Source organism: Knoellia locipacati, from assembly GCF_044791685.1.
Taxonomy (GTDB): domain Bacteria; phylum Actinomycetota; class Actinomycetes; order Actinomycetales; family Dermatophilaceae; genus Knoellia; species Knoellia locipacati_A.
Window position 1 is genome coordinate 1029574 of record NZ_CP087730.1, and the last position, 26474, is coordinate 1056047.

Below are 26474 nucleotides of genomic sequence, written 5' to 3' on the forward strand. Positions count from 1 at the left end.
GACTACGTCTGCGATGGAGGTGCCGGGTGCGGGAACCCGCGGAGGCAGGCAACGAAGCCGGAATTTCTGCTGCGTCATGGGCGGATTCCGGACCATGGATCCGCCACCTACCGACACTCTGGTCCCGCCTCAGCGAAATGTCCCAGGACTCTACCCTCGGCGCGTGGAGCCCCCCGCCCCGCCCAGCGGTTATCAGGCCGGGAACCTGGAGTTACCAGGAGTGGAACCTCCCGGACGACCTGCGAGATGAATTGGCTGCGTGGTGGGAGCCAGCGCTGCACTTGCTCCGTTACGGACTCGGCTGCGCAGCCCCGATCGCGGCGCTCACGCGCCATCTGGACCGCCACGCGGGGTTTCCCACCGATCCGCGAGACGATTTAACGGATCGTCCCGACCACCCTGCGTGGAAGCTCATGGATGCCTGGTGGGGGTGGGGCCTCCATGGACTGGCCGCATGGGGTTTGCTGTTCGAGCTGGACTCGAGTCTCGCGGCAGAGGCGCCGCTTCGCTGCGGAAGGCTCAGCCGCCTACCCCGGGTTGAACTCGAGCGGATGGCAAGCGCCGAGTATCTCTGCTGTGCGGGCGGCTCCGACATGCTCCACCTCTCGGGCCACCTTGAGATGCCGGACCTCGACGACGAAGGGGCGACCGTCGCCATCACGTGGCCCGCCCCGGAGGATGACGACCGTCTCGAAGTCCATGCTCAGTCCTACGCATCCTGGTATCGGACGCTCCGCGCCTTCTTGCACGGGACTCGATTCGCGCGTGTGACCATCTCCGGTATTGGCGCGCTGGGGACATTTCGCAGCGAAGCGGGGGCACCCTACTTCTCAGTCTCGGACCCAGAGTCCCTTCAGGCCGAAGCATCGAGGGGCGACGATCGCGCGCTCGACCACAAGGCGTATCTCGAGCAGCGCCTGGTCTGGACGCCCGACCAGATCACAGTGACCCAATCACCAGCCGCGACTAACTCAGACAAGTCCGGCAGCGGACTCCGAGCCGGTTCCCGCCTTGAGGTACCCACAACCGTCCCGGCCTTGACCTCGAAGAAAGTGAAGGACGATATCTGGCCGGACGACCCCAAAGAGGTGGAACGCCGACTAACGAGCGCCGTGGCCGTCGCGCAATTCGCCCGAGACGCAGCCGATCTGCATAGCGATCATCGGAAGAGATTGGTCAACGAGGCCATCTGGTTCTGGACCGAACGCGGCAGCGTGTCACGGAAGTACAAACTGCGGTTCCGCACGCCGGCCGCTCTGAAGCTGCAGCGCGACCTGGGCTTTAGCGCCGCCGCCAAGCACCTGGCTCACGAACATGTCCACGAGCGGGCTGCTGTCGTACTGAGATTGCTGGCCCCGGACACTGACATCAGAGCCACGCTCCAGGCAACGGAGGCTTGCGTTGTGACCAAGGAGGAGCACCATTTGTTGGCCTCGGTGAAGGGTGTCCACGGCTGGGTGCGCTATGCGACAGTGCACCTGCATCCTCTCGACATGGTTACTGGCCTGCCCATGGACCTGATTTCCGCCGCGGCTGCCGATGCCATCGCGTGGCCCCGAGAGGGATAGTCAGCACCCATAGTCCTCGTCGAACTCAGCGCGGTCACCCGTTAACCGCCCGACGTTCGACAGGACGCTTCCCCACTCACTACCCAGCACCCGACACCGCGAGAACAGGTCTGCGCGGCGCCCTCGTGGGCCGCTCGGCTCAGCGATTGGGTCCGGCACTACACGGAGATTCAGCCCAACGGCTCGCTAGTTCGAAGATCCCAGGCGGTGCCGGGTTCGGCTCCGCAAGTGGTACAGGCGTAGATGGTCTCCTGGTTGCCGCCGACCAACCGGCCCACTGGCAACAAGTCTCCCGAGCCACCACAGTTCACGCACGCCGACCCGTCACGAATGCTGTTGTCGATGTCGAAGGACTCGAGCAGGCCGCTCATGTTCAGGTGAACAGTTTGATACGCCACGCTTCATCCTAGGCAGGCGCACCCGCAGATGCGGCTTGGGGCGCGCCATCTGGGGCCTAGTCAGGCCTTCTCGAGTGTCACGTCGTCCGCAATCTCCTCCACCGGAATCTCGACGTTGACCAGGACTTGTCGTATTTGGGCTGCCTTGATCTCGTCACGCAAGGCGTCGGGGATTTCGACGACCATCAGCTCGATCCCGAACTGCTCGGCGGCCAAGCGAATCCAGCCGGTGACGGAATCGTGAGCCTCTTCGCTGGCGAAGACGGCAATCGCTCGTGAATCACTCAGTCGAGGATCACGCTTCAGGAGAGCCAGTTTGAGGATGTCCTGGCTGATCTTCTTGATCTGTGCGCCCTTGAGCTTGCCCTGCCTCGCGTAGGCCTCAACCAGGATTCGCTCGTCTCCTGAGCAAGCATCCAGTTGGACGTAACCGCCACCGAGCACGGCCACTCGCTTTGGCTTCAGGGCCCCCTTGAAACCCAGCTGTTTCGCAAGCGCTTCGACGATCGCACCCTCTGCATTTCGCTGAACTGCTGAATCACTCAGATGCTCACTAGCCATGAGCCGACCCTACGACGATGTCATGCACTCAGAGGCTGGACTGCGGAGGAACGACCGCGACGACTCGCTGGCTCGTCGCCAACGGCAACGGCCGCCTGGCGACGAGATGACGCGCACGAGGAGGCCCCGGCTTGTTGGTTGAATCTCTGCCGTGAGGCGGGAGCCGTCACCGGAAGAGTGCCGAGGCTTGGACTTCAAGGAGGTACTGGCTCATCTGCTTCTCGTGTTTGAGGGTGCTCCCAGCAACGGGAGCGTCGATTCGCCAGTAGATCTGCCGGATGCCCTTCGCCGAGTGCTGCTGGGCGTGCTGCTTTGCCTCGTCGAGGGAGAGCAGCCAGACGGTGTCGACGTCCAGTGCAACGAGCGCGATGACTTGGGCGGGGCAGTCGTGTGGGAAGTACCAGCCCCGAGACATGGGGCCACGGCCGCCTGCTGGCTTCGGCGCGAGGTTGGCCTTCACTTGGATCGTCGTTGCTGACCGGTCGCCGGGTGCGTAGACGACGAGGTCGATTCCTGCGTCGGTGGTCATCCGCGCGCTGTCGATTCCCAGCTTCAGGAGCCGGTACTGAACCAGGAGTTCACCAGCGGCTCCTATGTGCTGCGTGCTCACGATTCGCACGGTATCGCGGCGAAGCAGTTGGAGTGAGCCCCGCTGGTCTCATTGACGGTCGGGCTGTCCGACAGCCGCGGGTGGTTCAGCGCGAAGTTCCGCTCGAGAAAAACTCAACCTCAAGCATCGGACGACTCGTCACCTCCGCCCCTGCGCTCGCATGATCATCACCTCATCGATGCTCGCGCTCAGGGTGGCGCCTGTTCCGTAGGCGGCGCAATGACGCAGTTCCCACACCGTGCTCATCTACCGATTCCCATGGCTCTACAGATGGCCGTGCCCTACCGTTGGCATAGGTGGAGTCTTCAGGCTCCTTGGTGGCCGAGCGCTATGAGGCGTGAACTGCGCACCGGGCCGGATATGAGTTGGCCGATTGCGACAAGTCGAGGAACAACGACATGTCGTGCTCGAAGCAGCCATATCGGACTCAATGGATGGCGCTCTGCGCGATGCGTGCGATCGTCCATAAGTGTCAAGGGCAGGACGTTAAGGTCCCGACGGGCGCCTACTTCTGCAGCGAATGCCGATGCTGGCACCTGACGTCCAAGTCAGGGACTCAGACGCCACCGTGGGGCAAGCGACGAACCAAGCACTGACGCGTGTTTGGGTATTCGGCCCTGATACGCAACCTGCTAGTCGCGTCAGAGGTGCCTTAAAGCTGACGCACCCCACCGTCGAGCGCGACCGCGTAGATGTCGATCTTGAGTACGCCGCGCACCTCTGCCGGCACGCGCGCAACGGCGCGGACGCTTCGAGGATCGTCCCTGATGACTGCGGCGAAGCGAATCGACGGGTCGTTGGCATTCGTCATCCGTCCCAGCAATTGGCCGTAGAGGACGTCGCAGTCGGTACCGATATCCGGACTGCTTCCTTTCGCCTCGCAAAATAGGCGTTGCCCTTGTGGCCCCGTGGCCAGGACGTCGACGAAGTCGACCTGTCGGTCAGACCGCCAACCCACGGAGGCAAGCCACCGACAGAACGCGTCCTCGACGGCTTTCTCATCACCTTGCATCCCAGCATCCTCGTCGCAATCTCGCAGGGCTTCCAGCGCGCATTCCAGTGCGACGGCCACCACTTTGAAGGCAGACTGCGTTCGTGGCAGCGATCGAAGTGGTCTGGCCGAGGATCGAAGCCAACGCCGGTCGCGAGTTCAAGACGGTGACCGGGCTCCGGTTCACCTATCGAGTGCCCGGGCACTTCATTCGTGTGACTCGTGAGGGGCGCGAGATCAACCGCGTCCTGTCTCGAACCAACTTCGAAAAGGCCCTGCCGAGCATGCCCGCGAGCAATCCGAGCCAGCTCAAGGGCCGGCAGGGGTCCGCCTACGTCTGGGCAATCCTCATGGACCCAAGGATTCGCCAGTCTGACTGGTGAGCCCCGCGACTCGAGATGCGAAGTTCGCCTGGGCGCATTTTATGGGGGCACGCTTCCCCAGCGAAAGCGACCCGTGGTGCCCCGGAGGACCCGTGTACCCATGGAACCTGAACGAGGAGGACTCCCCATGGTGCACCTGCTGACCGTAGGACAGGCCGCCGAGATTCTCGGCACGTCTGAGCGCTTCCCGCGTCGACTGATCGCCGAGCGGCGCATCCGGTTCGTCCGGGTCGGACGGCACGTACGGATCCCCGAAGATGCCCTCAGCGAGTTTGTCCGCGACGGGGAAGTCGAACCCGTCGATCTCTCGCACCTGGCAGGCGCCTGATGGTCCGAAGGAGGTTCGGCCTCATCCGCCGCCTTCCGTCAGGTCGGTTCCAAGCGTCGTTCACGGACCCCAATCGACGCAGGGTCAACGCACCCGAGACGTTCCGCACCGAGACAGATGCGCGACGCTTCCTCGATCGCATCGAGCAGGAGATGCAGCGCGGGCACTGGCTTCCCGATGCGGGCCTCGGACGGCGAACGCTCCGCGACGCCTGCGAGGCCTACCTAGACGAGAACCCGCGCGTGGGTGAGCGCTGGGCCGAGACCTGCCGCCGCAACATGCGGCTACATCTCATGGATCTGCTCGACATGCCGATCGTCACCATCACCCCGCCCATCGTGCGGGCATGGCATGCAAAGGCGCTCAAGGGCGATGGCGGGCGCACCTCGATCAGCCAGTCCTACCGGCTGCTGCGATCCGTGATGAACGTCGCCGTCAATGATGGAGCCATCCCCCGCAACCCTTGTCAGATCCCCGGTGCCGGGTCCGAACGGACACCTGAGCGAAGTGTCGCCACCCCGCGGCAGGTCGCAGAACTCATCGAGGCCATTACGCCTCGCTATCGGGCCGCGGTCGTCCTCGCTGCCTGGTGCGGTCTGCGTCGCGGGGAGGTCTGCGCGATCCGCACCGCCGACGTCGACCTCGAAAACCGACGCGTCCGCGTCGCAAAGAACTGGGTCGAGCTCCTGGAGTCACCGAGGAAGTTCGAGAAGGACCCCAAGAGTGATGCCGGCAAGCGCACCGTGACCATCCCACCGCACGTCCTGCCCACCCTTCAGGCCCATCTCGAAGAGTTCGCCGGCGAAGAGTTCTTTAACGTTGGTCGGGATGGGAAGCGGACCCGAGGCAACACCGTCTACCAGGCGTTCGTGCGAGCCAGGACAAAGGTCGGTGTCGACATCTCCTTCCACGACCTGCGGCACACCGGTCAGACCCTCGCGGCCTCGACGGGCGCCAGCCTCGCCGACCTCAAACAGCGGCTCGGTCACTCCTCGAATGCTGCGGCCCAGCGATACATGCACGCAGTGGAGGGTCGCGACGCCCAGATTGCTGATGCGCTCTCCACCCTCGCTGAGCAGGGTGATGCGGCCAAGCTCCCGAAGCGGTTCTAACCACGAGCCAGTGGCGAATTCCACTGAGTAGTGCACGCGAACAGAGCCCCAGGGACCACGGATGCCGATGCAAATGGTCAACCAGCGGCCCCAAGGTGGCGGCGCAACAGCTGGAAGTCGGGCAGGTCGGAACTGCCCATGAAGCGGCGGAGGATCGTGTGTGGCGCGTCAGTGGCCGTGTACAGAAGCATCACGCGTTCAGCGTCCATGAGGATCGCTCGGCACCCAAGCGCCGCCGAGTAGTTCAGGGTTTGGGCGAGGTCCGGCGACAGCCTGAGGTCTCCTGGGTCGTTGATAGCGAGCTTCACCTCTATGACGCAGGTGGGCTTTTCGCCGTCCAGGACGACGTAATCGACGCGTTTGCGACCGATGGGGTACTCACGTCGGAACGTAAGACTGGTGCCATTGAGGCTTTCGCGCAGGAGCGGTTCGACGAGGTAGGTCGACACGTCCGACTCGAGTCGCATGGCTCCGCCAGCGAGCTCCGACCACATGGCTAAGTCGATGGCGTCAGGAGTGGGGAGATCGGCCCGACCCACAGGAATCTCCACGATTTCGTCCAGATAGCTCTGCTCCGCCGGATCGATCGCTGTGAACCGCAGGCTCCGGATCACCTCAGGTCGCAGGAATTTTCCGCTGCGGCCTTTCAACACCAACTGGCCGTCGCACGCGTCACGCAAGGCGGCGTATGGGATCGGTTCGATCTCCACCCGGTTGGTGTGGAAGGCCCACCACTGCTGGTCCGCAACGGCCGTGTCCGCATTAACCGTCATCGCGGAGGAGAAGTACGCCCGCGAAGCAGCTCGAGCAACGAAGTGGACGGCCTTGCGTTCGCCGACGAAATAGATGAGGAGCAGGTCGCCCATCTGCGTCTGCTTTGCCGCTGTCCAAGTCGACTCGAACACGGCACCTGATGCTTGCACCAGTTCGTGAACCTGCTCTTCGCGACTGGGCCAGGACGCGTCGTCTCCCAGCATGAGCCAAGCCTGCTGGGGAGGCTCCTGCCAAGGTTCCGCCGGCTCATCCGGCTCGTCCATGTCTGGCACGTCGCCCCGGACATGCCACGCCACGTCGAAGTCCCGAACCGTGGACGCGAGGCGCCCGCCATTGACCCCAGCTTCGGTGACAGTCCGTTCGAACAGCACCCTCAGAATGGTCCGCCCATCGGCCATCCCCACGACTTCCACGACGCAGTCGAACGGGAGTGGCTGACGGTCCAGCCATTCGAGCGCTTCGGCCTCGTCAATGACGACTGCAATCTCGACGTGACCACGGATTCGGCTTGTCCCCTCCAAGACGCGCACCCGACCAGGCCGACCGGCGACAAGAAAAGTGGCCGAGCCGTCGTCGTGGGACTCGATCACGGACGCGCCCACCGCCTCAAGGAAGCCGTGAAGGAACAACTGCCTCGAGTCGCGCGATCCGGAAGGCGCGATTCGTCGACTCACCAAGGCCCCACTCCTTGCGGACGAGTCCGACTCACCTGACATGCTCCGTTTCCATCTGTCCGCGGACAACCCCACTGCTTGGGGTTCTTGCTGCCGAGCCGCCACTCGCTCGGGATGCGCACAAGCTCTCGCGTGGTTGACGCCGATACGCCGATGATGCCAGCGCAGCGGGTCAGCCGCGGAGAACCATCGACGATTGGCCGCGCCGATGTGACTGCCGAGGTGGTCGTCGACGATGCCCCAAGCCCCGCTTGCGGCGCCCAAGGCAGAGTGCCCCTTGTCCGACGTGTTTCACTCGACGGCCAAGTTGCTGAAGCAGTTCTGATCGCGAGTCCGTGCTGAGAAGTTGCATGAGATGTTGCACGCCAGCCCTCTCACCCTTGCTGACCTGCAGTTACGCGTATGTCTGAAAATCGGAAGGTCGACGGTTCGACCCCGTCCCTGGCCACCATCCAAGCCGCAGGTCAGATGCCTTCTGACCTGCGGCTTTGTCGTTTGGGGTCGTCGGGCGCCTAGAGAGTGAGGAACCGTGAGAGACGTCATTTACCCCGAATGGGACTGCCGACGGTCGCGTTGACACCTCGTCTGTGGGGACGAGGGATCCCCGCTGGAAGGATGTCGGCATGCCAGTTGCTCACCCGAAAGAGTTTCGTTATGACGTGGTCGCGGTCTCGCGCCGAGGCGACGTGTCGATCGCGCAAGTGGCCAAGGGTCTTCGGAATCTCCGAGTCCTGCTTCGTTACTCAAGCCGAAGAGAGGACGTGGCCAAGAGGCGAGGATAGTCAGCCGATCACACCCTGAGACCTCAGGCGACGAAGGTCTTCCGCCGAGAGATCCAGCACCTCGTTCAGGATGCTGGAGGTGTCCGCGCCCAGACCCCGCCCGGTAGAGCGGATGCTGCCTGGCGTCCTGCCCATGCGCCACATGACGTTCTGCATCTGCACCGGCCCAAGATCCTCATCCGGAACCGTCGTGATCAGCTCCAGCGCCTTGACCTGGGGATCCTCGAGCAGCTCGCTCGGTTTGTACACGGGGGCGACGGCCGCCCCCGCTGCGGCGAACGCCTCCATGACGTCCGTGCGGTCGCGAGCAGCGATCCACTCTCCGACGTACCCGTCGAGGAGGTCGGCGTGTTCGGCGCGGCTTCGACCGTGGGCGAACCAGGGCTCGGTGATGACCTCAGGGTGTCCGACCAGTCGGAGCACCCGCTCCGCGATCGGGTTGGCACTCGTGGAGATGGCCACCCAGTGGCCGTCCCTGGTCTGGTACGTGTTGCGGGGCGCGTTGTTCTGAGAACGGTTGCCGGTGCGTTCCTGGTCGATGCCGAGCTGGTCGGCATAGATGACACCGGGGCCCACCGCGGTCATGATCGGACTGAGGAGGTCCAGGTCGATCTCCTGGCCCCGACCGTCCTTCTCGCGCTGGAAGAGGGCCATCGACACGGCCGCCGCCCCAGCCACACCGGCGATCGAGTCGGCGAGCCCGAAGGCTGGGAGCGTGGGCGGCCCGTCCGGCTGTCCGGTGAGGTGGGCGAACCCGCTCATCGCCTCGACGAGCGTCCCGAAGGCGGGACGTGCCGCATAGGGGCCTGTCTGCCCGAACCCGGTGACCCGCAACAGGATCAGGCCGGGGTTGTCCTCGGAGAGGAGGTCGTAGCCCAGCCCCCACCGTTCCAGGGTCCCGGGACGGAAGTTCTCGACGACCACGTCCGCGCTCTTGGCCAGCTCCCGGAGGATCCGTGCCCCTTCGGGGTCCCCCAGGTAGAGACCGATGGTGCGCTTGTTGCGGCTGATCATCTTCCACCACAGGGGCTGACCGTCCTTCTCCAGCCCGTGTCCCCGCATCCCGTCGCCGCGGGTCGGGTGCTCGACCTTGATGACGTCGGCGCCGAAGTCGCCGAGGATCTGCGCGGCCAGCGGCCCCGCCAGGATGGTGGAGAGGTCGAGGACGCGCAGTCCGGTGAGCGGCCCGCTGGGGGCAGGCTCGCTCACGCATCCTCCTTCGCGGCGACACCGCGCCGCAGGTAACGTCCGCGGGGCTCACCCACGACCTTGCCCTCGTCGAGGACGCGCATGCCGCGCACCCAGGTGTCCGTGACCGTCGCGCTCAGCTCGAACCCCTCGAAGGGTGTGTACTCCTGGGTCGACTCCGAGTCCTCCGCGTGGATGGTCCACGCGCTCGAGGGGTCCACCAGACAGAGGTCGGCGTCGTAGCCCACGGCGATCCTGCCCTTGGTGGCGCCGAGGCCGTAACGCTCGGCCGGGTTGAGCGAGGTGAGCTGCGCGATGCGCCGGTAGGACAGGCCGCGGCGGACGCCCTCGCTGACCAGCGCGGGCAACAGGTACTCGGCGCCTCCGAAGCCGGACTTGGCCTGGAAGATGTCGTCCGGGTCCTCGCCGAACTTCATCTCCTCCTTGCAGCATGCGTGGTCGCTGACGACCCAGTCGATGTGACCCGCGAGCAGGTGGTCCCACAGGCTCTCGACGTCGTCTCGCGGGCGCAGGGGTGGGTTCACCTTCCCTCCGAGACCCGAGGCCGTGTCGATGTCGGCCACGAGGTGGCCGATGGTGACCTCACGGCGGAAGTTCACGTGCGGGAACGTCTGCTGCATGAGCATCGCCGCCTTGAGCGCCTTGGCCGAGGTGAGGTGGAGCAGGTTGATGTTGGGGAGGTTGGTCTCGTCGGCGAGGAACGAGGCGATCGTGATGGCCAGGCCTTCGGAGTGCTGGGGGCGGGAGGCGCTGTATGCCGCGAGCCCACTGAGCTCCCCGGCTTCCTCCACGAGCTTCGTGTATGCCGTCATGATCTCTGCCGTCTCGCAGTGCAGCGACAGCGAGATCTGGTCGGCCAGCTCGGGCAGCTCCTCGCGCGCCCTCTGCACGCCCCGCATGACGAACTCGAAGTGGGCGAGGTCGTAGCGCTCTCCCGGCGGGATCATGAGGAACTCGCTCTGGTCCTGCGATCGGCCGTGGAGGCCGTGGCTGCCGTAGAACATGAAGATCTTGAAGGACGGGACGCCGAAGTCGGCGACGATGGACGGGATCTCGTCGATGTGCTCCTTCATCATCGGCGCGAGGTGGAAGCCGTAGTCGATGAAGGAGCGGCCCTCGGAGGCTGCCAGCACCTTCGGGAAGAACTCACGGTACGGGCCGCCCTGGTTGAGGTAGTACTGCCCCGTGCGCATGTACGTGATTCCCGAGGTGACACCCCCCTGCGCGCTCGCGCGGCTCTCGGTGGCGGTGTCCTCCTCGAGCGGGTTGTAGATGCCCCAGTGCTGATGGCCGTCCACGACTCCGGGGAAGGCGACGAGCCCTCGGCCATCCACGACCTCGGCGGCGTCGGACTCGGGGATGTCGGCCTCGATGCGGGCGAACTTCCCGTCGACGATGCCGATGTCGAGACGCTGGCCGCCGTCCGGGGCGGTGTCATCGGTGGAGACGACGGTGACGTTCTTGATGAGAGTGTCGAGCTGCATGTGTCCTCCTCAGGACGCGGTGGGCGTGGTGGCGTGCACGGTGGATCCGACGTGCTCGGCGGCGAGCAGGGCCAGCCCCAGGGCAGGGAGCAGTCCGTTTCCGGCGAGGTAGCCGGCGGCGCCGTGACCGGAGATCCCCTCGGCTGCGCCCCCCGAGGCGTAGACACCCTCGATGGGGCTGCCGTCGGGGCGCAGCACTCGGGCGTGCTCGTCGACGACGAGCCCTCCCTGGGTGTGGAAGAGGGCCGGGACAACGCGGACCGCGGCGTACGGCCCGCGAAGGGGTCCCTCGACGCGGGTCCGACCGAAGCGATCCTCGGCGGCCCCGGCAGCGACCTGCGCGAGTCCTTCGGCTTCCTGGACCAGGGTCTCGGCGTCGACGGCGATCCTCTCGGCGAGGCCTTCGAGGGTGTCGGCCCACACGAGGGCCCCCCCCTCCACGGTCTGTCGGAAGTCGGTGAAGACCAGGCTGTCGTCGTGGATGCGCTGGTCGAAGACCAGCCAGCCCTCTGCCTCGTCCTGGGCGGCCAGCTGGGCGGCGTACTCGGAGTAGCCGGTGGTCTCGTCGCCGAACCGGTGGCCCGAGAGGTTGACCATGAAGCCGCCTCGCATGATGGTGGACCACCCGACCAGCGTGGCTCCCCGTTTCGCCAGCGCCGCGTGGCCCTGGTAGGCGTCGAGAAAGGCCGTGTCCGCGCCGAGCCGCTCGCCCATGCGCAGGGCGTCGCCGCGGGAGGCCTCGCTGCCGTGGTAGACCGCGCCGGCAATCTCCGGAAGGTGGCGTTCCACCAGTCCGCGGTCACCGCCGTAGCCGTTCGTTGCCAGGAGGACGGCTCCGCACTCGATGCGCAGGACGGTGCCGTCCGGTTGTTCCACGACCGCCGTGCACCCCTCCGCGGCCGGCTCCACGTCGACGAGCCGAGCCGGAACGAGCATCTCGATCCGGTCGGACCCGCGTACCTTCGCGACGAGGTGCTCAAGGAGCACGGACCCGTGCCGGCCCTCGACCGTGTGGCACCGGTCCACGCTGTGGCCCGGGTAGTGGAAGTCGGTCACGAGCTCCAGGGGAAGGCCGACGTCGTCGGCGAGCCACTCGACCAGCCTTCCTGACACCTGCCCGAGGGCGAGTGCGAGGCGCTCATCCGCCTCTCCCTTGGTCTTCGCCCGGACGTCGGCGACGAACTGCTCCGGGGAGTCCTCGATGCCCGCCTCCTTCTGCCAGCGGGAGCCGGCTCCCGGGATCATGGCCGTGGACATCGACGTGTTGTTGCCCTTGCGGTAGTGCTGGCTCGCCTCGACGACGAGGACGTCAAGGCCCAGCTGAGCCGCTCGCAGGGCACCGACCAGGCCCCCGCCCGCGCCGGCGATGACGAGGTCCGGGCGCTCGTCGCTCATCGCGCGTCCCCCGCGGCGACGAGACGCAACGCCAGCGAGGTCGGGTCGACCACGGCCAGCGGATGGTGCGACGTCACCGGCACGGCCGAGCAGCCGTTGATGACGACGTCGACCGAGGAGTCGAAGCGGCCGAGCGCCGAGTCGAGGGCCGCGTCCCATCGGGCGTGGTCGGCGATGGCGTCCACCTCGAGGCCGAGGACCTCCACCCCGGCCACGTGCTGCCCCCAGCCGTAGGCGCTCGCCCGGTCCGACAGCTCGGCGGCGATGGCCTCGTTGCGCGCCACCATGCCGCTGCGCCGACCTCGGATCACCTGCCACCCCAGGCTCAGCTGGAGGATGCCGACCACGGGGAGCTCGCCCCTGAGCTCCGCGACGCCGGGGTCGAGCACACAGTCGGGGAGCAGCACGTCGTAACCCGCGGGAGCGGTCCTCAGCGCGGCAACCACGGCATCCGTGCTCGCCCCGATCTCGTCCGCGGTGTCGAGCGCGCGGGGAGCAGCGGGTCCGATGTCGGCGAGATCGAGGGTGACACCCGTGGGCAGCAGGGCGTCGTACCGGGCCTGCCGACGCCGAAGCTCCTCCGGGCCGACATGGATGGGAGTGACGGAGAAGATGCGCATGACAGGGTCCTCGACGTTTCTCAGGGGTGTGCGGGAGCAGATCGACGGATGGGGTGGGCGGGACTCGCGAGGTCGCGAAGCGCCGCACCCCCGGAGGTGTGGCAGAACAGGTCGTCCACGACGCTCATCACGGTCGTGAGCTCCTGCTCGTGGTCCGGGCCCAGCAGCCGACGCAGCAGGGCCCCCAGGGCCGACTCGTCGAACGGCTGGAACGCGCTGTCCCCGACCGGGTTCGGTCGCTCCACCACCCACTGACGTCCGTCCGCCTCGACGGTGACCCGGACCGGCCTCTCGGCCGGCAGCCTCGCGTCGAGGTCGGCCGCCCCGACGACATCGACCCGCTGGGCAAGGAGCCGAACCGCCGGATCGGCCAGGGCCTCGCGGCGCGTGACGGCAGGACCGACCTCGCCGTGGACCAACGCGGCCGCCACGACGAACGGGATGGAGAACATGGCTGACAGCTGGTTGTCCCACGACCGACGTCTCAGGCCCGTCGCGAGGGAGTGCGTCTCCACCGTGATCGACTCGATCGCGGCGACATCGGGCAGATCGTCCGTGACGGCCAGGTCGAGGACGGCGTCCGCAGCCGCGTGGGTGAACGAGCACGCTGCGTGCTGCTTGAAGTAGCCCAGCTCGATGTCCCACCGCACCCCCAGCTCCGCGGTGAGCTCGCCGGGGTCGAAGGTCCCCAGCATCGTTCCGAGCGAGTATGCCGCCGTCCCCGTGTTCGAGGCGGAACCAGCTGCCGCAAGGCGGGCGGAGTTCAACCCGGAGACATTCGCCGCTGCGACCCAGGCATCGCGGACCCTGTTGCCGTCCAGGGCAGTGGCGAAGTGACCGGCGATCGGCATGCCGGCCGCCGCGTCCACCGCCGCAGCGGTGGACTCGCCGTCGAGGCCGAGCAGCCGCGCGCAGCCTGCGGCGGCGCCGGCGACGCCCCAGGACCCGTGCGGGTGCGCGCTGTCGCGCAGCGAGGTCGCTCGGCCGAAGCGGGAGGCGACCTCGTACGCCACGACCAGCGCTGCCAGGAGGTCGCCGGGTGGAGCGTTGCGAGCTGCTGCCAGGGCGAGCACTGCCGGGAAGCCGTGAGCCGCGGGGTGGCCCTTGGCGAACTTGTTGCCCTCGTCGAGCTCCAGTCGCACCAGGGCGGTTGCGTTGAGCCAGCAGGCGGCCTCGATGCTGGTCAGCTCTGCGCACCCCACCAGTGGGGCCAGTCCGGGGGGGAGTTCCCAGACGTCGACGAGGCGTTGCTGCTCAGGATCGTGGGACCCCACGAGGGTCACACCGAGGACGTCCAGCAGGACGAGCCGCAGTCGGTCCTGGACGCGGATCGGCACCTGCCGCCACTCCAGCCCTGCAGCCCAGTGGCCGAGGACGTCCGTGTGTCCGGCGGCTGCGGTGTCCACGGTCACATCCCGAGGTAGGCAGCGCGCACGCGGTCGTCCTTCGCCAGCTCGGGGCCCGGCCCTTCGAGCACGACGCTGCCACTTTCGAGCACGTAGGCACGGTCGGCCATGGCGAGGGCGTGGGCCGCGTTCTGTTCGACGAGCAGGACGGCCACCCCGGTGTCACGGATCCGCTTCACGGCGTCGAGCACGGCCCACGTGAGCTTCGGCGACAGGCCGGTCGACGGCTCGTCGAGCATCAGCAGCTTGGGCTTGGCCATGAGGGCTCGGCCGATGGCCAGCATCTGCTGCTGCCCGCCGCTGAAGGTCTCCGCGATCTGCGCTCGCCGATCGCGGAGCACCGGGAAGAGCTCGAACACCTCCTCGAGGGAGCCCTTCAGCTCCGACGTGTCCTGGGTCCACCCGCCCATCTGGAGGTTCTCCTCGACCGTCAGCGTCCCGAACAGCGCCCGGCCCTCGGGGACGAGGACCAAGCCCTGACGCACGAGGTCGCTCGGTCGACGGCCGTGCGCGTCGCGGTCCGCGAACGAGATGGTGCCGGCCGTGGGCCTGACGAGTCCGGCAATCGTGTTGAGGGTCGTGGTCTTGCCGGCACCGTTGGCGCCCACGATGGACACGATCTCGCCCTCGTCGACGTGGAGCGAGACCTCGTGGAGGATCTGCAGGCCGTGGTACCCGGCGACGACCTTCTCAAGAGTCAGCACGCGTGGGCTCCTCTCCGAGGTACGCCTCGATGACACGGGGGTCCTTGGTGACCACGTCGGGGGCACCCGCCGTGAGGACACGGCCCAGGTTCAGCACGAGCACCGAGTCCGACAGCCGCATGACGGCCGCCATGATGTGCTCGACGAAGACCAAGGTGATGCCCTCGTCCGTCCGCAGCCGTTCCAGGAGCTCCATCACCGGTGTCCGTTCCGCCGGCACGAGGCCCGCCAGGACCTCGTCGAGGAGCAGGACCTTGGGCTTGACCGCCATGGCGCGGGCCAGCTCGAGCCGCTTGAGGGCCGCTGTCGGCAGCCCCTCCGTCGCCGAGTCCCGCCAGGGACCGAGGCCGACGGTCTCGATGATCTCCGCAGCGTGGTCGCGCGGGGTGCGGTGGCCGTCCCGGCTGGCCAGGACGCCGATGGTGACGTTGTCGAGGACGCTCATCGAGTAGAACGGCCGCATGAGCTGGAAGGTCCGAGCCATCCCGGCCTGGGCGATGGCGTGCGGCGGTCGACCCGAGACGTCCACACCCTCGAGGAAGGTCCGCCCGCTGTCCGGCGTGATGGCTCCCGCGATGAGGTTGAAGAGGGTCGTCTTGCCGGCACCGTTGGGACCGATGATCCCGAGGATGCTGCCCTCCTCGACCTCGAAGCTCACGTCGTCGACGGCCTTGAGACCGCGGAAGTGCTTCGTCAGGCCCTCGGCTCGCAGGATGCTCATGAGCGGAACCACCTCTGCCTGATGGCGCTGTAGATGCCTTGCGGGAGCACCAGGATGATGACGATCAGGAGGACGCCGTAGATCATGACGTCGAGCCCGCCGCGTCCGGCAAGGAAGGACAAGAACTCCGGCGGGTTGCGCAGGATGGTCGCGGTCACGTCCGACAGTGGTCCGAGGATGAGGGCTCCCACGACCGGGCCCCAGATGGTGCCGACGCCACCGATGACGGCCGGCAGGATCGCCTGGATCGACACCCCGGCACCGAAGGCGAGGTCGGGGTCGATGAACAGGTAGTACTGGACGTAGAAGGCACCGGCCATCGACGTGATCGCAGCCGAGAGGGCCATGGTGATGAGCTTGTACCGCGTGACGGGTATGCCCAGGCCGGCGGCGGCGTCCTCGTCATCACGAACGGCCAGGGCGAACTGACCGACACGGGATCGGAGGAAGAACACGCTGGCCACGAGGGAGACCACGGTCAGGCCGAGCGCCAGCCAGAAGTAGTTCGGCGAGGAGGGAGCGAACTGCATCCACCACCAGGACTCCTCCACCCGCAGGGGAACGTGGTACCCCTCGGCCCGGTTGACGACGTCGCTGTTGGTGGCCAGGAGTCGGAACATCTCCGCGAACGCGAAGGTGGCCAGTGCGAAGTAGGCACCCTTGAGCCGGTACCGCAGGGCGAGGAAGCCGGACACCACGGCGAAACCGGCCGCGACCAGCATGCCGCTGACCATGCCGATCCAGGGCGACACCTGCCGCTCCACGAGCAACCACGCGCTGGTGTAGGCCCCCAGGCCGAAGTAGGCGGCGTGGCCGAAGGAGAACAGCCCCCCGAACCCGCTCATGACGTTCCAGCCGATGGACATGAGGGCGAAGATCAGCACGCGGACGGCCACGGCCTGCTGCGGAGCGGGAAGCAGGAGCGGCACCGGGATCATGAGCACCGTCAGCACGGCGATCGCGACGAGGTGTCGGTTCCACGGCTTGCGGGGCAGTGGTGTGGGCGAGGTGCGCTCCGCGGTCACGGTCTGGGTCACGACGTCCTCCCGAAGAGCCCCTGCGGCTTGAGGAACAGGACGAGGACGAAGACGATGAAGACGGACAGGAGCGGGCTCTGGCCCGGCAGGAAGATCGAGCCCAGCTGCTCGGCCAGCCCGATGACCAGACCTCCGATGAGGGCGCCCACGACGTTGCCCATGCCGCCGATGACGACCACGACGAACGCCACGATGTTGAAGAGGGCCCCGGTGCTCGGCTCGACGGTGACCAGCGGCGCGACGAGCGTGCCGGCAGCCCCGGCACACGCGGTGCCGATGGCGAAGGTGAGGGCGTAGATCCGTCGCGTGTCGATGCCGACCAGCTGGGCTCCGGCGTCGTTGGACGCCACGGCGCGGATGGCAGTGCCCAGGCGGGTGCGCCGCAGGATCACGAAGAGCAGCCCGGCCAGCACCAGTGCGCCGACGAAGGCGAGGATGCGCGAGAGGTCCGCGACGGCACCGAAGATGCCGATGGCCGGGTTGGAGGGCAGGGGTACCGATCGGGGGTCGGCACCGAAGAACAGGAGCAGCGCGTTCTCGATGACGAGCGAGATGCCGAGGGTGATGAGCAGCTGGTTCTCGAGTGGCTTGCCCATGGCGCCGGACAGGATGCCCCGCTGCACGGCATAGCCGAGCGCGAACATGGCCGGAACCGTGACGACCATCGTGAGGTAGGGGTTGAACCCCACCGAGCTCGCCAGCCACCAGGTGAGGAACAGGGCCACGGCGAGGAAGGCGCCGTGAGCGAAGTTGACGATGTCCAGGACGCCGAAGATGAGGGTGAGGCCCATGGCGACCAGTCCGTAGACCCCGCCGATCAGGAGTCCGGTCACGATCGCCTGGGTGGCGATGACGGGGCTGTCGGCACGCACGTACGCGAGGAGGACCGCCGCCGCGAGCACGGCCGCCACGACCAGCTGGCTGCGGGCGACACCGCCCCCGCGGGCACGTCGGTCGACGACACCCCCCTGGGGGGACCCCGAACCCTCCTCCTCAGGCGGGGAACCGCCCGAGGAGGAGACGCTCTTCTGGTTGTTCGCCATGGTGGCGGGTCAGTTGCCGAAGGCGGGGTAGAGGGGCTCGGCCTGAGCCAGGTCCTTCGGCCACGTCTGGTTGACCACGCCCTCCTGCACCTGCATGAGGATCGGGATGGCTCCCTTGTTCTCGCCCTTCTCGTCGAAGGCGATGGGCCCGCTCTGAGCCATCAGGGACTCGAAGTTCGTCTGGGTCAGGGCCTCGCGCACCTTCGCCGGCTCGGAGCTCTTGGCCCGCTCCAGGGCATCGGCGATGACGCGCACGGAGTCGTACGCGAGCACGGCTCCGGTGCGGATGTCGTCGTTGTGCTGCTTCTTGTAGAGGGCGGCGAGGTCCTTCATCGGGGCCTTGGTGTAGTCCGGGTGGTAGTTGGCGTCGAAGTAGCCCTCTCCCGCTGCCCCGGCCTCCTTGGTGAACTGCGGGAGGTCGAACGCACCGTTCGCGACGCCGTAGACGGCGTTCACCGGTGGTTTGACGCTGCTGACGGCCTTGGCGACGAGGACGCCGTCCCGGTAGTAGCCGGCCACCGCCAGGACGTCGGCCCCGGAGGCCTTCACCTGGGTGATCTGCGTCGTGAGGTCGGACACGCTTGCCGCGTCGTAGCTGATCGCCGGGCCGACCTGGAAGCCGAGCTCCGTCGCCTTCTTCGTGAACGCGTCGCGCACGCCCGTGCCGAACGGGCCCTGCTCGTGGAGGAAGGCCACCTTCTTGACCGGCTTGCCGGCTGCGGTGGACACGTCGAACAGGTACTGCGCGCCCTGCTGCCCGATCACACCCGCACTCGGCTGCACCCGGAACGTGTACTTGTATCCCTGGCTGAGGATGGAGTCGGCCGAGGAGACGTCGATGACGAAGGGCACCTTGTTGCGCTCGGCCACAGTGGCGACGTTGGCACTCACGGCGCTCTGGTACGTCCCGACGATGCCGACGACGCCCTCCTGGATCAGCCGCTGGGCCTCGCTCTGGCCGACCTCGGGCTTGCCCTGCGAGTCCGCGGAGACGAGCTGGAGCTTCGCGCCATCGAGCGACTTGATCCCGCCGGCCGCGTTGATCGCCTCGACGGCCAGCTTGGCTCCGTTGTCCATCTGCTGCCCGTCGGCTGCCGCCGCTCCACTCAAGGGGTGCAGCGAGGCGATCTTGATCGTCTCGCCCGACCCGCCATCGGCATCGGACCCCCCGCTCGGGCTCGAGCCACCACATGCGGCGAGAGCCAGGGGGGCCGCGAGCGCGACGCCAACGAACCAGGCTTTTCTCATGTCCACTCCAGAGTCCAGGGCTGTTCCGCCGATCGGAACGACTGTGTTGCGGCAAGAGTGGCAGCAGCGGTGCGCGCGGGTCAAGGGGTGCGCCCGATTTGTTTGTCTCCCTCTCGCACGGCGAGAAACCCCGGTCCGATCCCCTTGTTTCGGTGGGGCACGACCTGCCATACTCCGTTTCACTGACCGGAACACACACCTCGAGGAGTCGTGGCGTTGGCCGCTGAGAGCAAGGGAACAGAGACCGCGACCCGAGTCGCCGACGTCTTGCTGCTGTTCACCGACGGTCCAGACTCCCTCGGGGTGTCCGCCATCGCCCGCTCGCTCGGGCTGTCGAAGACGGTGGTGCACCGCACCCTGTCGAGCCTGGTCGGGCGAGGATTCCTCGTCAGCGACCCCCGCACCCGCGAGTACGTCCTCGGCCCGTCGCTGGCGTCGCTGGGAGCCCGCGCACTGCGGGAGTCGGGCCTTCGCAGCGCCGCGCTGCCCGCGATGCGGCGTCTCCACTCCGTGACCGGGGAGACGGTCACCGTCTCGGCCAGGGTGCCCGGGGGCCGGGTCTACCTCGACCAGGTGGAGAGCACCCGCGAGATCAAGATGACGGTCGAGCTGGGGCGCCGCTTCCCGCTGCACGCAGGTTCGTCGAGCACCTGCATCCTGGCCTTCCTGCCTGATGCCGAGCGCGACGCGTATCTGCGGGAGCACCCTCTCGAGGCCCTCACGTCCAGGACGATCACCGATGCCGAGGCCCTGCGCGAGCGGATCGCGAGCGTCCGCGCCACCGGCGTCGCCCAGTCCGACGGCGAGCGCCAGTCGGGCGCGGGCTCGATTGCGGCACCCATCTTCGCTCTCGACGGTGAGGTGGTGGGTTCCCTCTCCATCTGCGGGCCCGCTGACCGGATGCACGCGGAGGTGCGGACGGCCATCATTCCGCTGCTGCGCCAGGCGTCGGACGACGTCTCACGCGCCCTCGGATGGCGCGGCGGACTGCCGGGCGGCCTCCGCCAGGACGCCTCGTGAGTGCCCCGGTCCGCTCGTGGCTCTACGCACCCGGGCATCACCCCGGACGGGTGCTGAAGGCGCTTGCGGCGGGGGCCGACGCTGTCGTCATCGACCTGGAGGACTCGGTACCGGCAGGGCGCAAGGACGAGGCCCGGGCCGTGGCGGCCGACATCGTGCGTGACCTCGACGCCGACCACCCCGAGGTGTGGGTCCGGGTCAACCCACCGTCGACGCCGTGGGGTGAACGTGACCTCGTCGCGCTCGCCGGCGTCCCGCTCGACGGCGTCCGGGTACCGAGGTGCGAGGACCCGTTGGACGTCAGGAAGGTGGCGGCGGCGGTGGGATGCCCCCTCCAGCTGTTGCTCGAGACGGCGCGGGGACTCATGACGGCGCGTGAGCTCGCCCGGGCCGACCCTGCCGTGTGCGGCATCGGGTTGGGTGAGGCAGACCTCGCCGCGGACCTCCGGGTCACCAGTGAGGGGCTCACATGGGCACGAGGATGGGTCGTGGCCGTCTCTCGAGAGGCCGGCCTGCCCTCCCCCGTGCAGAGCGTGTACACCGACGTCGCCGACCTCGAGGGACTTCGTGCGACCACCGCCACGGCCCGCGCCCACGGGTTCTTCGGACGCTCGCTGGTCCACCCCCGACAGATAGCGCCCATCCACGACGTCTACCGCCCCACCGCGCAGGAGACGGAGCGCGCACGGGAGGTGTTCGAGGCCTGGGGGGACGCGCAGTCACGCGGCGAGGCCGCGGCACTCACCGCCGACGGTCGGTTCGTCGACCCTGCCGTCGTCTCGCAGGCGCAACTCGTCCTCGAGCTCGCCGCCCGCGCCAGCACCGCACCATCCACAGCAGACACCCTCAACGAGGAGCACAGATGACCACCGCGGACGCCGGCCACGAGGCCACCTCCACGACGCGAGAGCTCATTCAGGCGGCCCGTGACGCCCGAACCATCGAGCTGGGTCACCCGCACTTCACCGGTATGCCGTGCTCGCCCAACCACCCGGGTTTCCGGATGACCCTCATCCGGCGCCACGGGGACATGGTGCGACCAGACGGGGGGTCGGCCTCCAACGAGATCATCGTCACCGGTGGCCACGTCGGGACCCACGTCGACGCCCTGTCCCACGTCAGTCACGACGGCCTCATGCACGGTGGGATCGACGCCGCCGAGGCGCAGACGGGGGGCAGCTTCTCGGCGCTCGGGGCGGAGCACACGCCGTTCCTCCTCACCCGCGGAGTCCTGCTCGACGTCGCCGCCACCAAGGGGGTCGAGGTGCTTCCCGCGGGTTACGGCGTCACGGCCGACGACCTGCGACAGAGCGCGGCGCGCATCGGGGTCGAGCTCGCACGGGGTGACGTCGCGCTGATCCGCACCGGCTGGGCCAGCCACTTCGCGGACCCGCCCACGTACCTCGGCCAGAGCGCCGGCGTTCCCGGACCCACCGTCGATGCCGCGCAATGGCTGGCGGAGGCGGGTGTCGTCACGACCGGGGCCGACACCACGGCCTACGAGCAGATCCAACCGGGCGCCGGACATGCGGTGCTGCCGGTGCACCGCGTCCTCCTCGTCGAGTCCGGCATCCACATCATCGAGCACCTCAACCTCGAGGAGGCCTCTGCCCTCCGTCTCACCGAGTTCCTGTTCGTCATGGCCCCGCTGCGGATCGTCGGCGGCACGGGCTCCCCCATCCGCCCGGTCGCGGTGGTGGGCGCATGAGCGAACAGACCGTCGCCCAGCTGCTCGCAGAGGTCGCGTCGCAGGTGGCCGACACCGGCCTGGACCGGGGGCTGCGTGAGGACGTCGCCCGCCGGGTGCTCGACGTGCTCGGGAACTCCCTCGCCGCTGCGGACCAGCCGGCCGCGCGCGCGGTGACCGCGGTCGCGTCGGCGTGGGGTGGGTCCGGCCACGCCACGGCGATCGCTGCCGGCATCCGCCTACCCGCCCCGGCCGCCGCGCTGGTCAACGGGACGCTTGCCCACTCGTTGGACTTCGACGACACCCACCTCCCGTCCGTCCTCCATCCCTCCTCCTCCGTGGTGCCGGCCTCGCTCGCGGTGGCGGAGGCGCACGGGGCGAGCGGCCTTGCCCTGCTGGACGCGGCCGGCATGGGGATCGAGGTCACGGTGCGGCTGGGCATGGGCGGCTACGACCGCGACCTGGGGAACTCGGTCTTCTTCGAGCGTGGGCTGCACGCGACGTCGATCTGCGGGGCCATCGGGTCAGCCGTGTCCGCCGCCATGCTCATGGGCCTGGATGCCAAGGGCATCACCGACGCCATCGGCATCGCCGCCAGCATGGGGGCAGGTCTCCTCGAGGCCAACCGCACCGGCGGGACCGTGAAGAGGATGCACTGCGGGTGGGCAGCCCACTCGGGAGTCGTGGCGGCCGAGCTCGCCCGAGCCGGCCTCACCGGACCGCCGACGGTCATCGAGGGGCGCTTCGGCTTCCTCCAGGCGTACTGCGGCGAACGAGCCGACGTCGACGCGGTGACCGAGGGCCTGGGCGAGCGGTGGGAGCTGCCGAACATCTTCTTCAAGCCCTACCCCTGCAACCACTTCACCCACGCCGGCATCGACGCCGCCCTCCAGCTGCGCGCCGCCGGTGTGCGGCCCGAGGAGATCGTCGAGATCGAGCTCGGCGCACCCTCGCCGGTGCTGCGCACCATCGCTGAGCCCCCAGAGGCGAAGGCTCGACCGGAGTCCGGCTACCACGCGGCCTTCAGCGGCCCGTTCACCGTCGCTGCGGCCCTCGTCGGCGGTGGTGGCCTCGGCGTCGGACATGAGGACTTCACCGACGAAGCGGCCCGGGACGAAGAGCGTCTTGCCCTGGCGTCGAAGGTGCGCTGCGTCCCCGACGCCCGCTGTGACGAGATCTTCCCCAACCAGTTCCCGGCCGTCCTGCGGGTCGCGCTGCGCGACGGCACGCGTCGCGAGGTGCGCGTAGACGTCAACCGTGGCGGGCCGGGCAACCCTCTCTCGGCGGACGAGCTGGCGGCGAAGTTCCGGACCAATGCCGAACGATCCCTCGACGACGACGCCGCTGGGCGGGTGGCGGCTGCGGCATACGCGCTCCCCGACGGCGGATCGGTCGGCGACCTCATGAGCCTGGTCGGCTGATGTCCCTCGCGGGTGGCCGGCTCGCGGCACCGGCCGAGGACTGGACGGACCGGCTTGCGGGGCTCGCGTCGCAGGCGGCGCACACCTCGTTCCACGCCGCCCCGCCCGAGGTGGCCGAACGCCTCGTGGAGCTCGTCGTCGACACACTGGCGGTCACGTCGTGGGGCAGCAGGCGACCGGAGCTGGTCGCCCTGCGCGACGTGGTCACCCGGGACGGCGCGCCCGGCGGGGCGACGGTCCTCGGTGACGTGCTCCCGCGTCCAGCCTCGGTGGCCTGCACCCTCAACGGCTCTGCCGCGGCCGCTGACCAGCTGCAGGACGGACACCGGATGGCTCGCGGCCATCCGGCCACTCACGTCGTCCTCGCCGTCCTCGCGCTCGCCGAGGAGATGGACGCCACGACCGAGGAGTTCCTGTCCGCCGTCCTCGGCGGCTACGAGCTCGGAGCCAGGATCGGCCTGGCCATGCACGGCACCCCACCCGGCGTCCACGACATCGGGACGTGGGGGTCGATCGCTGTTGCCGCGGGGACCGCGCGCCTGCTGGCACCCCATGATCCCGACGCGATGCGCCGTGCCGTCGAGCTCGCCGCCTCCGCGGTGCTCCTCACCGACTCCACGACGATCTTCACGGGCCACACCGGTGGCCACGCCTACCTGGGTGCGTCGGTCGCGCACGGTCTCTGGTTGGGGCAGGCTGCGGTCGCGGGTCTCGAGGCGGCTCCCGGCTCCCTGGAGCGGTTCTTCGCAGCCCACGCAGCTCACGAGTGGCGTGGCCTGCCGGACGTCGCCGACAGCGACCCGGGCCGCTGGCCGTCGTACGAGGTCCTGCAGGGGTACATCAAGCTGCACCCGACGTGCGCCCACCTTCACGGCATCCTCGACGCGCTCGACGATGCCGTGACCCTGCTCGAGGAGCAGGGCGCACCGGAGCCGGAGGCTCATCGAGTGCAGCGGGTGGAGGTCCGGACGTATGCCGTGGCGGCCACCTTCCTCGCGCCGGCGCACAACGAGCTGCAGGCGCGATTCAGCATCCCCACCGCCGTGGCTCTCGCGCTGATCCACGGGGGGCTCACCGACTCGGCGCTCACGGATCACGCCGCGCGCTCCCCCGCGACCCGAGACCTGGCCTCGCGGGTCGACGTCGTCGTCGATGCCGAGCTCGACAGCGGGTACCCGCACGGTCGTCCCTCAACGGTCACCCTCCTCCTCGACGACGGGTCGCGTGTCACCTCGACATCTCTGCGCCCGCGCGGCGACGCGGACGCAGACGCGAGCCGAGTCGCCATTCAGGACAAGGCCTCCCGCCTGCTCGCCGCATCATTCGGGCAGCGGTCGGACGACCTGGCCGACGTCATCGCAGGGTGGCCCTCACGACACACTCCGCGGGAGCTGGGCGCGGCGTTCCGCCTCGCTGCCACGTTGGCCGGGGAGGCACGCACGTGATCGTCACACGTCGTCCCGACGGCCTCGCGCTCATCGACCAGACGGAGCACGGTCGGGTCGCGGGCGAGCTCGCGTCCCACTGGGGCAACGCCGCGTTCGAACATCCCACCCCTCGGCAACCCGTCCTCTTCGCGACGAGCCACCACGACGAGGGCTGGCGCGCCTGGGACGCGCTCGACCTCCTCAACGAGGTCGAGCGACGTCCCCTGCACTTCCTCGAGATCGACCCCGACGAGCACGTGCGCCTGTACCGGCAGGGAGTGGAGCGCATCCGGATGCGCGACGCCTACGCCGGGGTGCTCGTGGGCATGCACTGGACCGGCCTCTACCGCGGACGATGGAGCAGCCCGACGGCGCGAGGCAGGCTCGCGCGCACCACGCGTGACTCCGCCCTGCTGGACGAGGTGGTCAGCGAGGAGGAGCACCGATGGGTGACGGGCAAGCGTGCCGCCTGGACCGCGGAGCAGCCGCGCGCGCACTTCGAGGCCACGCTCTGGCACAACTACCAGCTGTTGCAGCTGTGGGACCTGCTGTCCCTCTACCTCTGTGTCATGCCCGAGGAGCCCGCGCCCACCCACGGCATGCCCACCACCCCCTGGGGGCCCCAGCTCGCCTCGATCGAGCACTCCCCCGCCACGGTCACGCTGCCGCACGTGCGCAACGGCACCTACGGCTCCGAGGTCGCCCTCGAAGTCTCGGTGTCCGGGCCCGGAACGGTATCGGTCCGTCCCTGGCCGTTCACCGAACCCGTCTTCTCGATCGAGATCGAGCAGGCGATGGTGCCCGACCGCCACTACGGTGAAGCAGCGCGAGTCGCGTCCGAGCGAGCCCGCGGGCGCACCACCGCGCTGCGGTGGACTCTGCGGGACGACGCGGCCGCGGACGGCCCCCGGGGTGCCGCAGATCTGCGAGGTGGCCACGACCATGCGTGAACCGGACAGCACGGATCGACTCGAGACCGACCTGCGGGACGCGGCAGCACGCGCCCACCGTTTCGTCGTCGACGAGGCGGGTTTCGCGCAGCTGACGACCGTCGACGTCCGGGGCTACCCGGTGACCCGGACCATGACCGGCTTCCTGCTCGAGGACTGGTCCGTCGCGACGGTGCAGCGTCGTGGACACCGCCGGTTGACGCAATGGCGACGGCGTCCCCAGACCGAGGTTGTGTGGATCGGGTCGCCACGTCCGGGCGTGACCAACGACCGCCCCCACGTGTTCGACATCGGCGAGCTCCCACCACGAGTGGTCGCCGTCCGTGGCGACGCCGAGCTCATGGACTCGGCCTGGACCGAGGCGGTCTACCGACGCGCGGTGACGACCCAGCGCGCTGCGGGGAACGACCGCGCCCCCCTGCGCACCCCCGACGAGGTGGCCGCTGAGCTGGTGGGGGTCCTGATCCGCCCGGTTCGTGTGCGCCTGGAGGGCTTCGGCCAGGGTGCGCAGTCCTTCACCTTCGACCCCGACATGCAAGGAGAAGCCTGATGTACAAGACGATTCTCGGTTACGTCATCGAGGACGGCGTCGAGGAGGCGGACTACGAGAGGTGGCTCTTCGAGGTCCACGCACCCGACCTGCTGGCCAACCCGCACCTCGACCGGATCATCTTCAACAAGGTGGAGGAGCAGGTGACGTCGACCTCTGGGGGTACCGCGCAGATCGACGGGGGCGAGACGTTCTACCGCATCGCCGAGATGCACTTCGCCGACGTCGCGGCCTACCGGGCCTACCGTGAGTGGTTCACCGAGAACCCCATCCCGCTGGACCGTGGACCGGCCGGACGCACTCGGTTCAGGTTCTACGTGACGGCAACCCCCACCGAGGTCACCCGGGCCTCCCTCGCGGCAGGGGACTGA

General features: G+C 68.3%; 28 protein-coding genes. 12 read left to right on the forward strand and 16 right to left on the reverse strand.

From position 1 onward, the window contains the following. Window positions 1-527: 527 nt before the first annotated feature. The gene (locus tag LL946_RS04795; RefSeq protein ID WP_404385316.1) at window positions 528-701 is read right to left on the reverse strand and encodes a hypothetical protein; all 174 of its coding nucleotides are present in this window, start codon (window positions 699-701) and stop codon (window positions 528-530) included. A 66-nt stretch (window positions 702-767) separates the two neighbouring features. Here LL946_RS04795 and LL946_RS04800 point away from each other — a divergent pair, with 66 nt between their 5' ends. Beyond that, window positions 768-1568, forward strand: coding sequence for a hypothetical protein (locus LL946_RS04800; RefSeq protein WP_404385318.1), 801 nt, complete (start codon window positions 768-770; stop codon window positions 1566-1568). A 170-nt stretch (window positions 1569-1738) separates the two neighbouring features. On the opposite strand, the gene LL946_RS04805 is transcribed toward LL946_RS04800, so the two are convergent. The 4 genes from LL946_RS04805 to LL946_RS04820 form a co-directional block, all read right to left on the reverse strand. Beyond that, window positions 1739-1966 (reverse strand): hypothetical protein, encoded by a 228-nt coding sequence (locus LL946_RS04805; RefSeq protein ID WP_404385320.1) that lies wholly within the window; start codon window positions 1964-1966, stop codon window positions 1739-1741. A gap of 60 nt (window positions 1967-2026) precedes the next feature. After that, a complete protein-coding gene (locus tag LL946_RS04810; protein WP_404385322.1) occupies window positions 2027-2527 on the reverse strand; it encodes a hypothetical protein in 501 nt (166 codons plus the stop codon). Between the two features lie 166 nt (window positions 2528-2693). Further along, entirely contained in the window at window positions 2694-3137 is a 444-nt protein-coding gene (locus tag LL946_RS04815; protein WP_404385324.1) for a hypothetical protein, read from the reverse strand. 652 nt (window positions 3138-3789) lie between these two features. Beyond that, window positions 3790-4209 (reverse strand): hypothetical protein, encoded by a 420-nt coding sequence (locus LL946_RS04820; RefSeq protein ID WP_404385326.1) that lies wholly within the window; start codon window positions 4207-4209, stop codon window positions 3790-3792. A 23-nt stretch (window positions 4210-4232) separates the two neighbouring features. Between LL946_RS04820 and LL946_RS04825 the strand changes: the two genes are divergently transcribed. The 3 genes from LL946_RS04825 to xerC all read left to right on the forward strand — a co-directional run bounded on the left by LL946_RS04825 (window position 4233) and on the right by xerC (window position 5951). Then, window positions 4233-4511 carry a hypothetical protein gene (locus LL946_RS04825; protein ID WP_404385328.1) on the forward strand — a complete coding sequence of 93 codons (279 nt, stop codon included), beginning with the start codon at window positions 4233-4235 and terminating at the stop codon, window positions 4509-4511. A 127-nt stretch (window positions 4512-4638) separates the two neighbouring features. Beyond that, a complete protein-coding gene (locus tag LL946_RS04830) occupies window positions 4639-4839 on the forward strand; it encodes a helix-turn-helix domain-containing protein (protein WP_404385330.1) in 201 nt (66 codons plus the stop codon). A gap of 152 nt (window positions 4840-4991) precedes the next feature. Further along, window positions 4992-5951, forward strand: a complete 960-nt coding sequence (gene xerC / locus LL946_RS04835; protein ID WP_404385332.1) for a tyrosine recombinase XerC — start codon at window positions 4992-4994, stop codon at window positions 5949-5951. Window positions 5952-6028: 77 nt separating this feature from the next. On the opposite strand, the gene LL946_RS04840 is transcribed toward xerC, so the two are convergent. The 11 genes from LL946_RS04840 to LL946_RS04890 form a co-directional block, all read right to left on the reverse strand. After that, a complete protein-coding gene (locus tag LL946_RS04840; protein WP_404385334.1) occupies window positions 6029-7315 on the reverse strand; it encodes a hypothetical protein in 1287 nt (428 codons plus the stop codon). 866 nt (window positions 7316-8181) lie between these two features. Continuing rightward, on the reverse strand, window positions 8182-9390 hold the full coding sequence (locus LL946_RS04845; protein WP_404385336.1) for a CaiB/BaiF CoA transferase family protein: 1209 nt from the start codon (window positions 9388-9390) through the stop codon (window positions 8182-8184). After that, the gene (locus LL946_RS04850; RefSeq protein WP_404385338.1) at window positions 9387-10874 is read right to left on the reverse strand and encodes a dihydroorotase family protein; all 1488 of its coding nucleotides are present in this window, start codon (window positions 10872-10874) and stop codon (window positions 9387-9389) included. The genes LL946_RS04845 and LL946_RS04850 overlap by 4 nt, the downstream gene beginning before the upstream one ends. A 9-nt stretch (window positions 10875-10883) precedes the next feature. Beyond that, window positions 10884-12269: an FAD-binding protein gene (locus LL946_RS04855; protein WP_404385340.1), complete on the reverse strand. Its 1386-nt coding sequence runs from the start codon at window positions 12267-12269 to the stop codon at window positions 10884-10886. Continuing rightward, entirely contained in the window at window positions 12266-12889 is a 624-nt protein-coding gene (locus tag LL946_RS04860; protein ID WP_404385342.1) for an aspartate/glutamate racemase family protein, read from the reverse strand. Before LL946_RS04860 ends, LL946_RS04855 begins: the two co-directional genes overlap by 4 nt. Before the next feature lie 20 nt (window positions 12890-12909). Then, entirely contained in the window at window positions 12910-14295 is a 1386-nt protein-coding gene (locus LL946_RS04865; RefSeq protein WP_404385344.1) for an MmgE/PrpD family protein, read from the reverse strand. Window positions 14296-14297: 2 nt separating this feature from the next. Then, the gene (locus LL946_RS04870; RefSeq protein WP_404385346.1) at window positions 14298-14999 is read right to left on the reverse strand and encodes an ABC transporter ATP-binding protein; all 702 of its coding nucleotides are present in this window, start codon (window positions 14997-14999) and stop codon (window positions 14298-14300) included. Beyond that, complete coding sequence (locus LL946_RS04875) at window positions 14986-15720, reverse strand: ABC transporter ATP-binding protein (RefSeq protein WP_404385348.1); 735 nt, start codon at window positions 15718-15720, stop codon at window positions 14986-14988. Before LL946_RS04875 ends, LL946_RS04870 begins: the two co-directional genes overlap by 14 nt. Continuing rightward, window positions 15717-16757 carry a branched-chain amino acid ABC transporter permease gene (locus LL946_RS04880; RefSeq protein ID WP_404385350.1) on the reverse strand — a complete coding sequence of 347 codons (1041 nt, stop codon included), beginning with the start codon at window positions 16755-16757 and terminating at the stop codon, window positions 15717-15719. Before LL946_RS04880 ends, LL946_RS04875 begins: the two co-directional genes overlap by 4 nt. After that, entirely contained in the window at window positions 16754-17800 is a 1047-nt protein-coding gene (locus LL946_RS04885) for a branched-chain amino acid ABC transporter permease (protein WP_404385352.1), read from the reverse strand. Before LL946_RS04885 ends, LL946_RS04880 begins: the two co-directional genes overlap by 4 nt. A gap of 9 nt (window positions 17801-17809) precedes the next feature. Further along, on the reverse strand, window positions 17810-19048 hold the full coding sequence (locus LL946_RS04890) for an ABC transporter substrate-binding protein (RefSeq protein ID WP_404385354.1): 1239 nt from the start codon (window positions 19046-19048) through the stop codon (window positions 17810-17812). Between the two features lie 216 nt (window positions 19049-19264). Here LL946_RS04890 and LL946_RS04895 point away from each other — a divergent pair, with 216 nt between their 5' ends. Genes LL946_RS04895 through LL946_RS04930 form a run of 8 tightly spaced genes read left to right on the forward strand, consistent with a single transcriptional unit; the run spans window position 19265 to window position 26474 of the window. Continuing rightward, a complete protein-coding gene (locus LL946_RS04895; RefSeq protein ID WP_404385356.1) occupies window positions 19265-20068 on the forward strand; it encodes an IclR family transcriptional regulator in 804 nt (267 codons plus the stop codon). Next, window positions 20065-20934 carry an HpcH/HpaI aldolase/citrate lyase family protein gene (locus LL946_RS04900; protein ID WP_404385358.1) on the forward strand — a complete coding sequence of 290 codons (870 nt, stop codon included), beginning with the start codon at window positions 20065-20067 and terminating at the stop codon, window positions 20932-20934. Before LL946_RS04895 ends, LL946_RS04900 begins: the two co-directional genes overlap by 4 nt. Then, window positions 20931-21776, forward strand: a complete 846-nt coding sequence (locus tag LL946_RS04905; protein WP_404385360.1) for a cyclase family protein — start codon at window positions 20931-20933, stop codon at window positions 21774-21776. The genes LL946_RS04900 and LL946_RS04905 overlap by 4 nt, the downstream gene beginning before the upstream one ends. Next, window positions 21773-23176, forward strand: coding sequence for an MmgE/PrpD family protein (locus tag LL946_RS04910; protein ID WP_404385362.1), 1404 nt, complete (start codon window positions 21773-21775; stop codon window positions 23174-23176). Before LL946_RS04905 ends, LL946_RS04910 begins: the two co-directional genes overlap by 4 nt. Next, on the forward strand, window positions 23176-24621 hold the full coding sequence (locus tag LL946_RS04915; protein ID WP_404385364.1) for an MmgE/PrpD family protein: 1446 nt from the start codon (window positions 23176-23178) through the stop codon (window positions 24619-24621). The genes LL946_RS04910 and LL946_RS04915 overlap by 1 nt, the downstream gene beginning before the upstream one ends. Continuing rightward, on the forward strand, window positions 24618-25553 hold the full coding sequence (locus LL946_RS04920; protein ID WP_404385366.1) for a DUF3891 family protein: 936 nt from the start codon (window positions 24618-24620) through the stop codon (window positions 25551-25553). Before LL946_RS04915 ends, LL946_RS04920 begins: the two co-directional genes overlap by 4 nt. Further along, complete coding sequence (locus tag LL946_RS04925) at window positions 25546-26103, forward strand: hypothetical protein (RefSeq protein ID WP_404385368.1); 558 nt, start codon at window positions 25546-25548, stop codon at window positions 26101-26103. Before LL946_RS04920 ends, LL946_RS04925 begins: the two co-directional genes overlap by 8 nt. Next, complete coding sequence (locus tag LL946_RS04930; RefSeq protein WP_404385370.1) at window positions 26103-26474, forward strand: hypothetical protein; 372 nt, start codon at window positions 26103-26105, stop codon at window positions 26472-26474. Before LL946_RS04925 ends, LL946_RS04930 begins: the two co-directional genes overlap by 1 nt.

Coding starts and splice junctions, on each gene's coding strand:
- LL946_RS04795 (WP_404385316.1), bottom strand. CDS start 701: ATGGACTTCGAGACGGTCGTCATCCTCCGGGGCGGGCCACGTGATGGC.
- LL946_RS04810 (WP_404385322.1), bottom strand. CDS start 2,527: ATGGCTAGTGAGCATCTGAGTGATTCAGCAGTTCAGCGAAATGCAGAG.
- LL946_RS04830 (WP_404385330.1), top strand. CDS start 4,639: ATGGTGCACCTGCTGACCGTAGGACAGGCCGCCGAGATTCTCGGCACG.
- xerC (WP_404385332.1), top strand. CDS start 4,992: ATGCAGCGCGGGCACTGGCTTCCCGATGCGGGCCTCGGACGGCGAACG.
- LL946_RS04850 (WP_404385338.1), bottom strand. CDS start 10,874: ATGCAGCTCGACACTCTCATCAAGAACGTCACCGTCGTCTCCACCGAT.
- LL946_RS04855 (WP_404385340.1), bottom strand. CDS start 12,269: ATGAGCGACGAGCGCCCGGACCTCGTCATCGCCGGCGCGGGCGGGGGC.
- LL946_RS04860 (WP_404385342.1), bottom strand. CDS start 12,889: ATGCGCATCTTCTCCGTCACTCCCATCCATGTCGGCCCGGAGGAGCTT.
- LL946_RS04875 (WP_404385348.1), bottom strand. CDS start 15,720: ATGAGCATCCTGCGAGCCGAGGGCCTGACGAAGCACTTCCGCGGTCTC.
- LL946_RS04885 (WP_404385352.1), bottom strand. CDS start 17,800: ATGGCGAACAACCAGAAGAGCGTCTCCTCCTCGGGCGGTTCCCCGCCT.
- LL946_RS04890 (WP_404385354.1), bottom strand. CDS start 19,048: ATGAGAAAAGCCTGGTTCGTTGGCGTCGCGCTCGCGGCCCCCCTGGCT.
- LL946_RS04905 (WP_404385360.1), top strand. CDS start 20,931: ATGACCACCGCGGACGCCGGCCACGAGGCCACCTCCACGACGCGAGAG.
- LL946_RS04910 (WP_404385362.1), top strand. CDS start 21,773: ATGAGCGAACAGACCGTCGCCCAGCTGCTCGCAGAGGTCGCGTCGCAG.
- LL946_RS04915 (WP_404385364.1), top strand. CDS start 23,176: ATGTCCCTCGCGGGTGGCCGGCTCGCGGCACCGGCCGAGGACTGGACG.
- LL946_RS04925 (WP_404385368.1), top strand. CDS start 25,546: ATGCGTGAACCGGACAGCACGGATCGACTCGAGACCGACCTGCGGGAC.
- LL946_RS04930 (WP_404385370.1), top strand. CDS start 26,103: ATGTACAAGACGATTCTCGGTTACGTCATCGAGGACGGCGTCGAGGAG.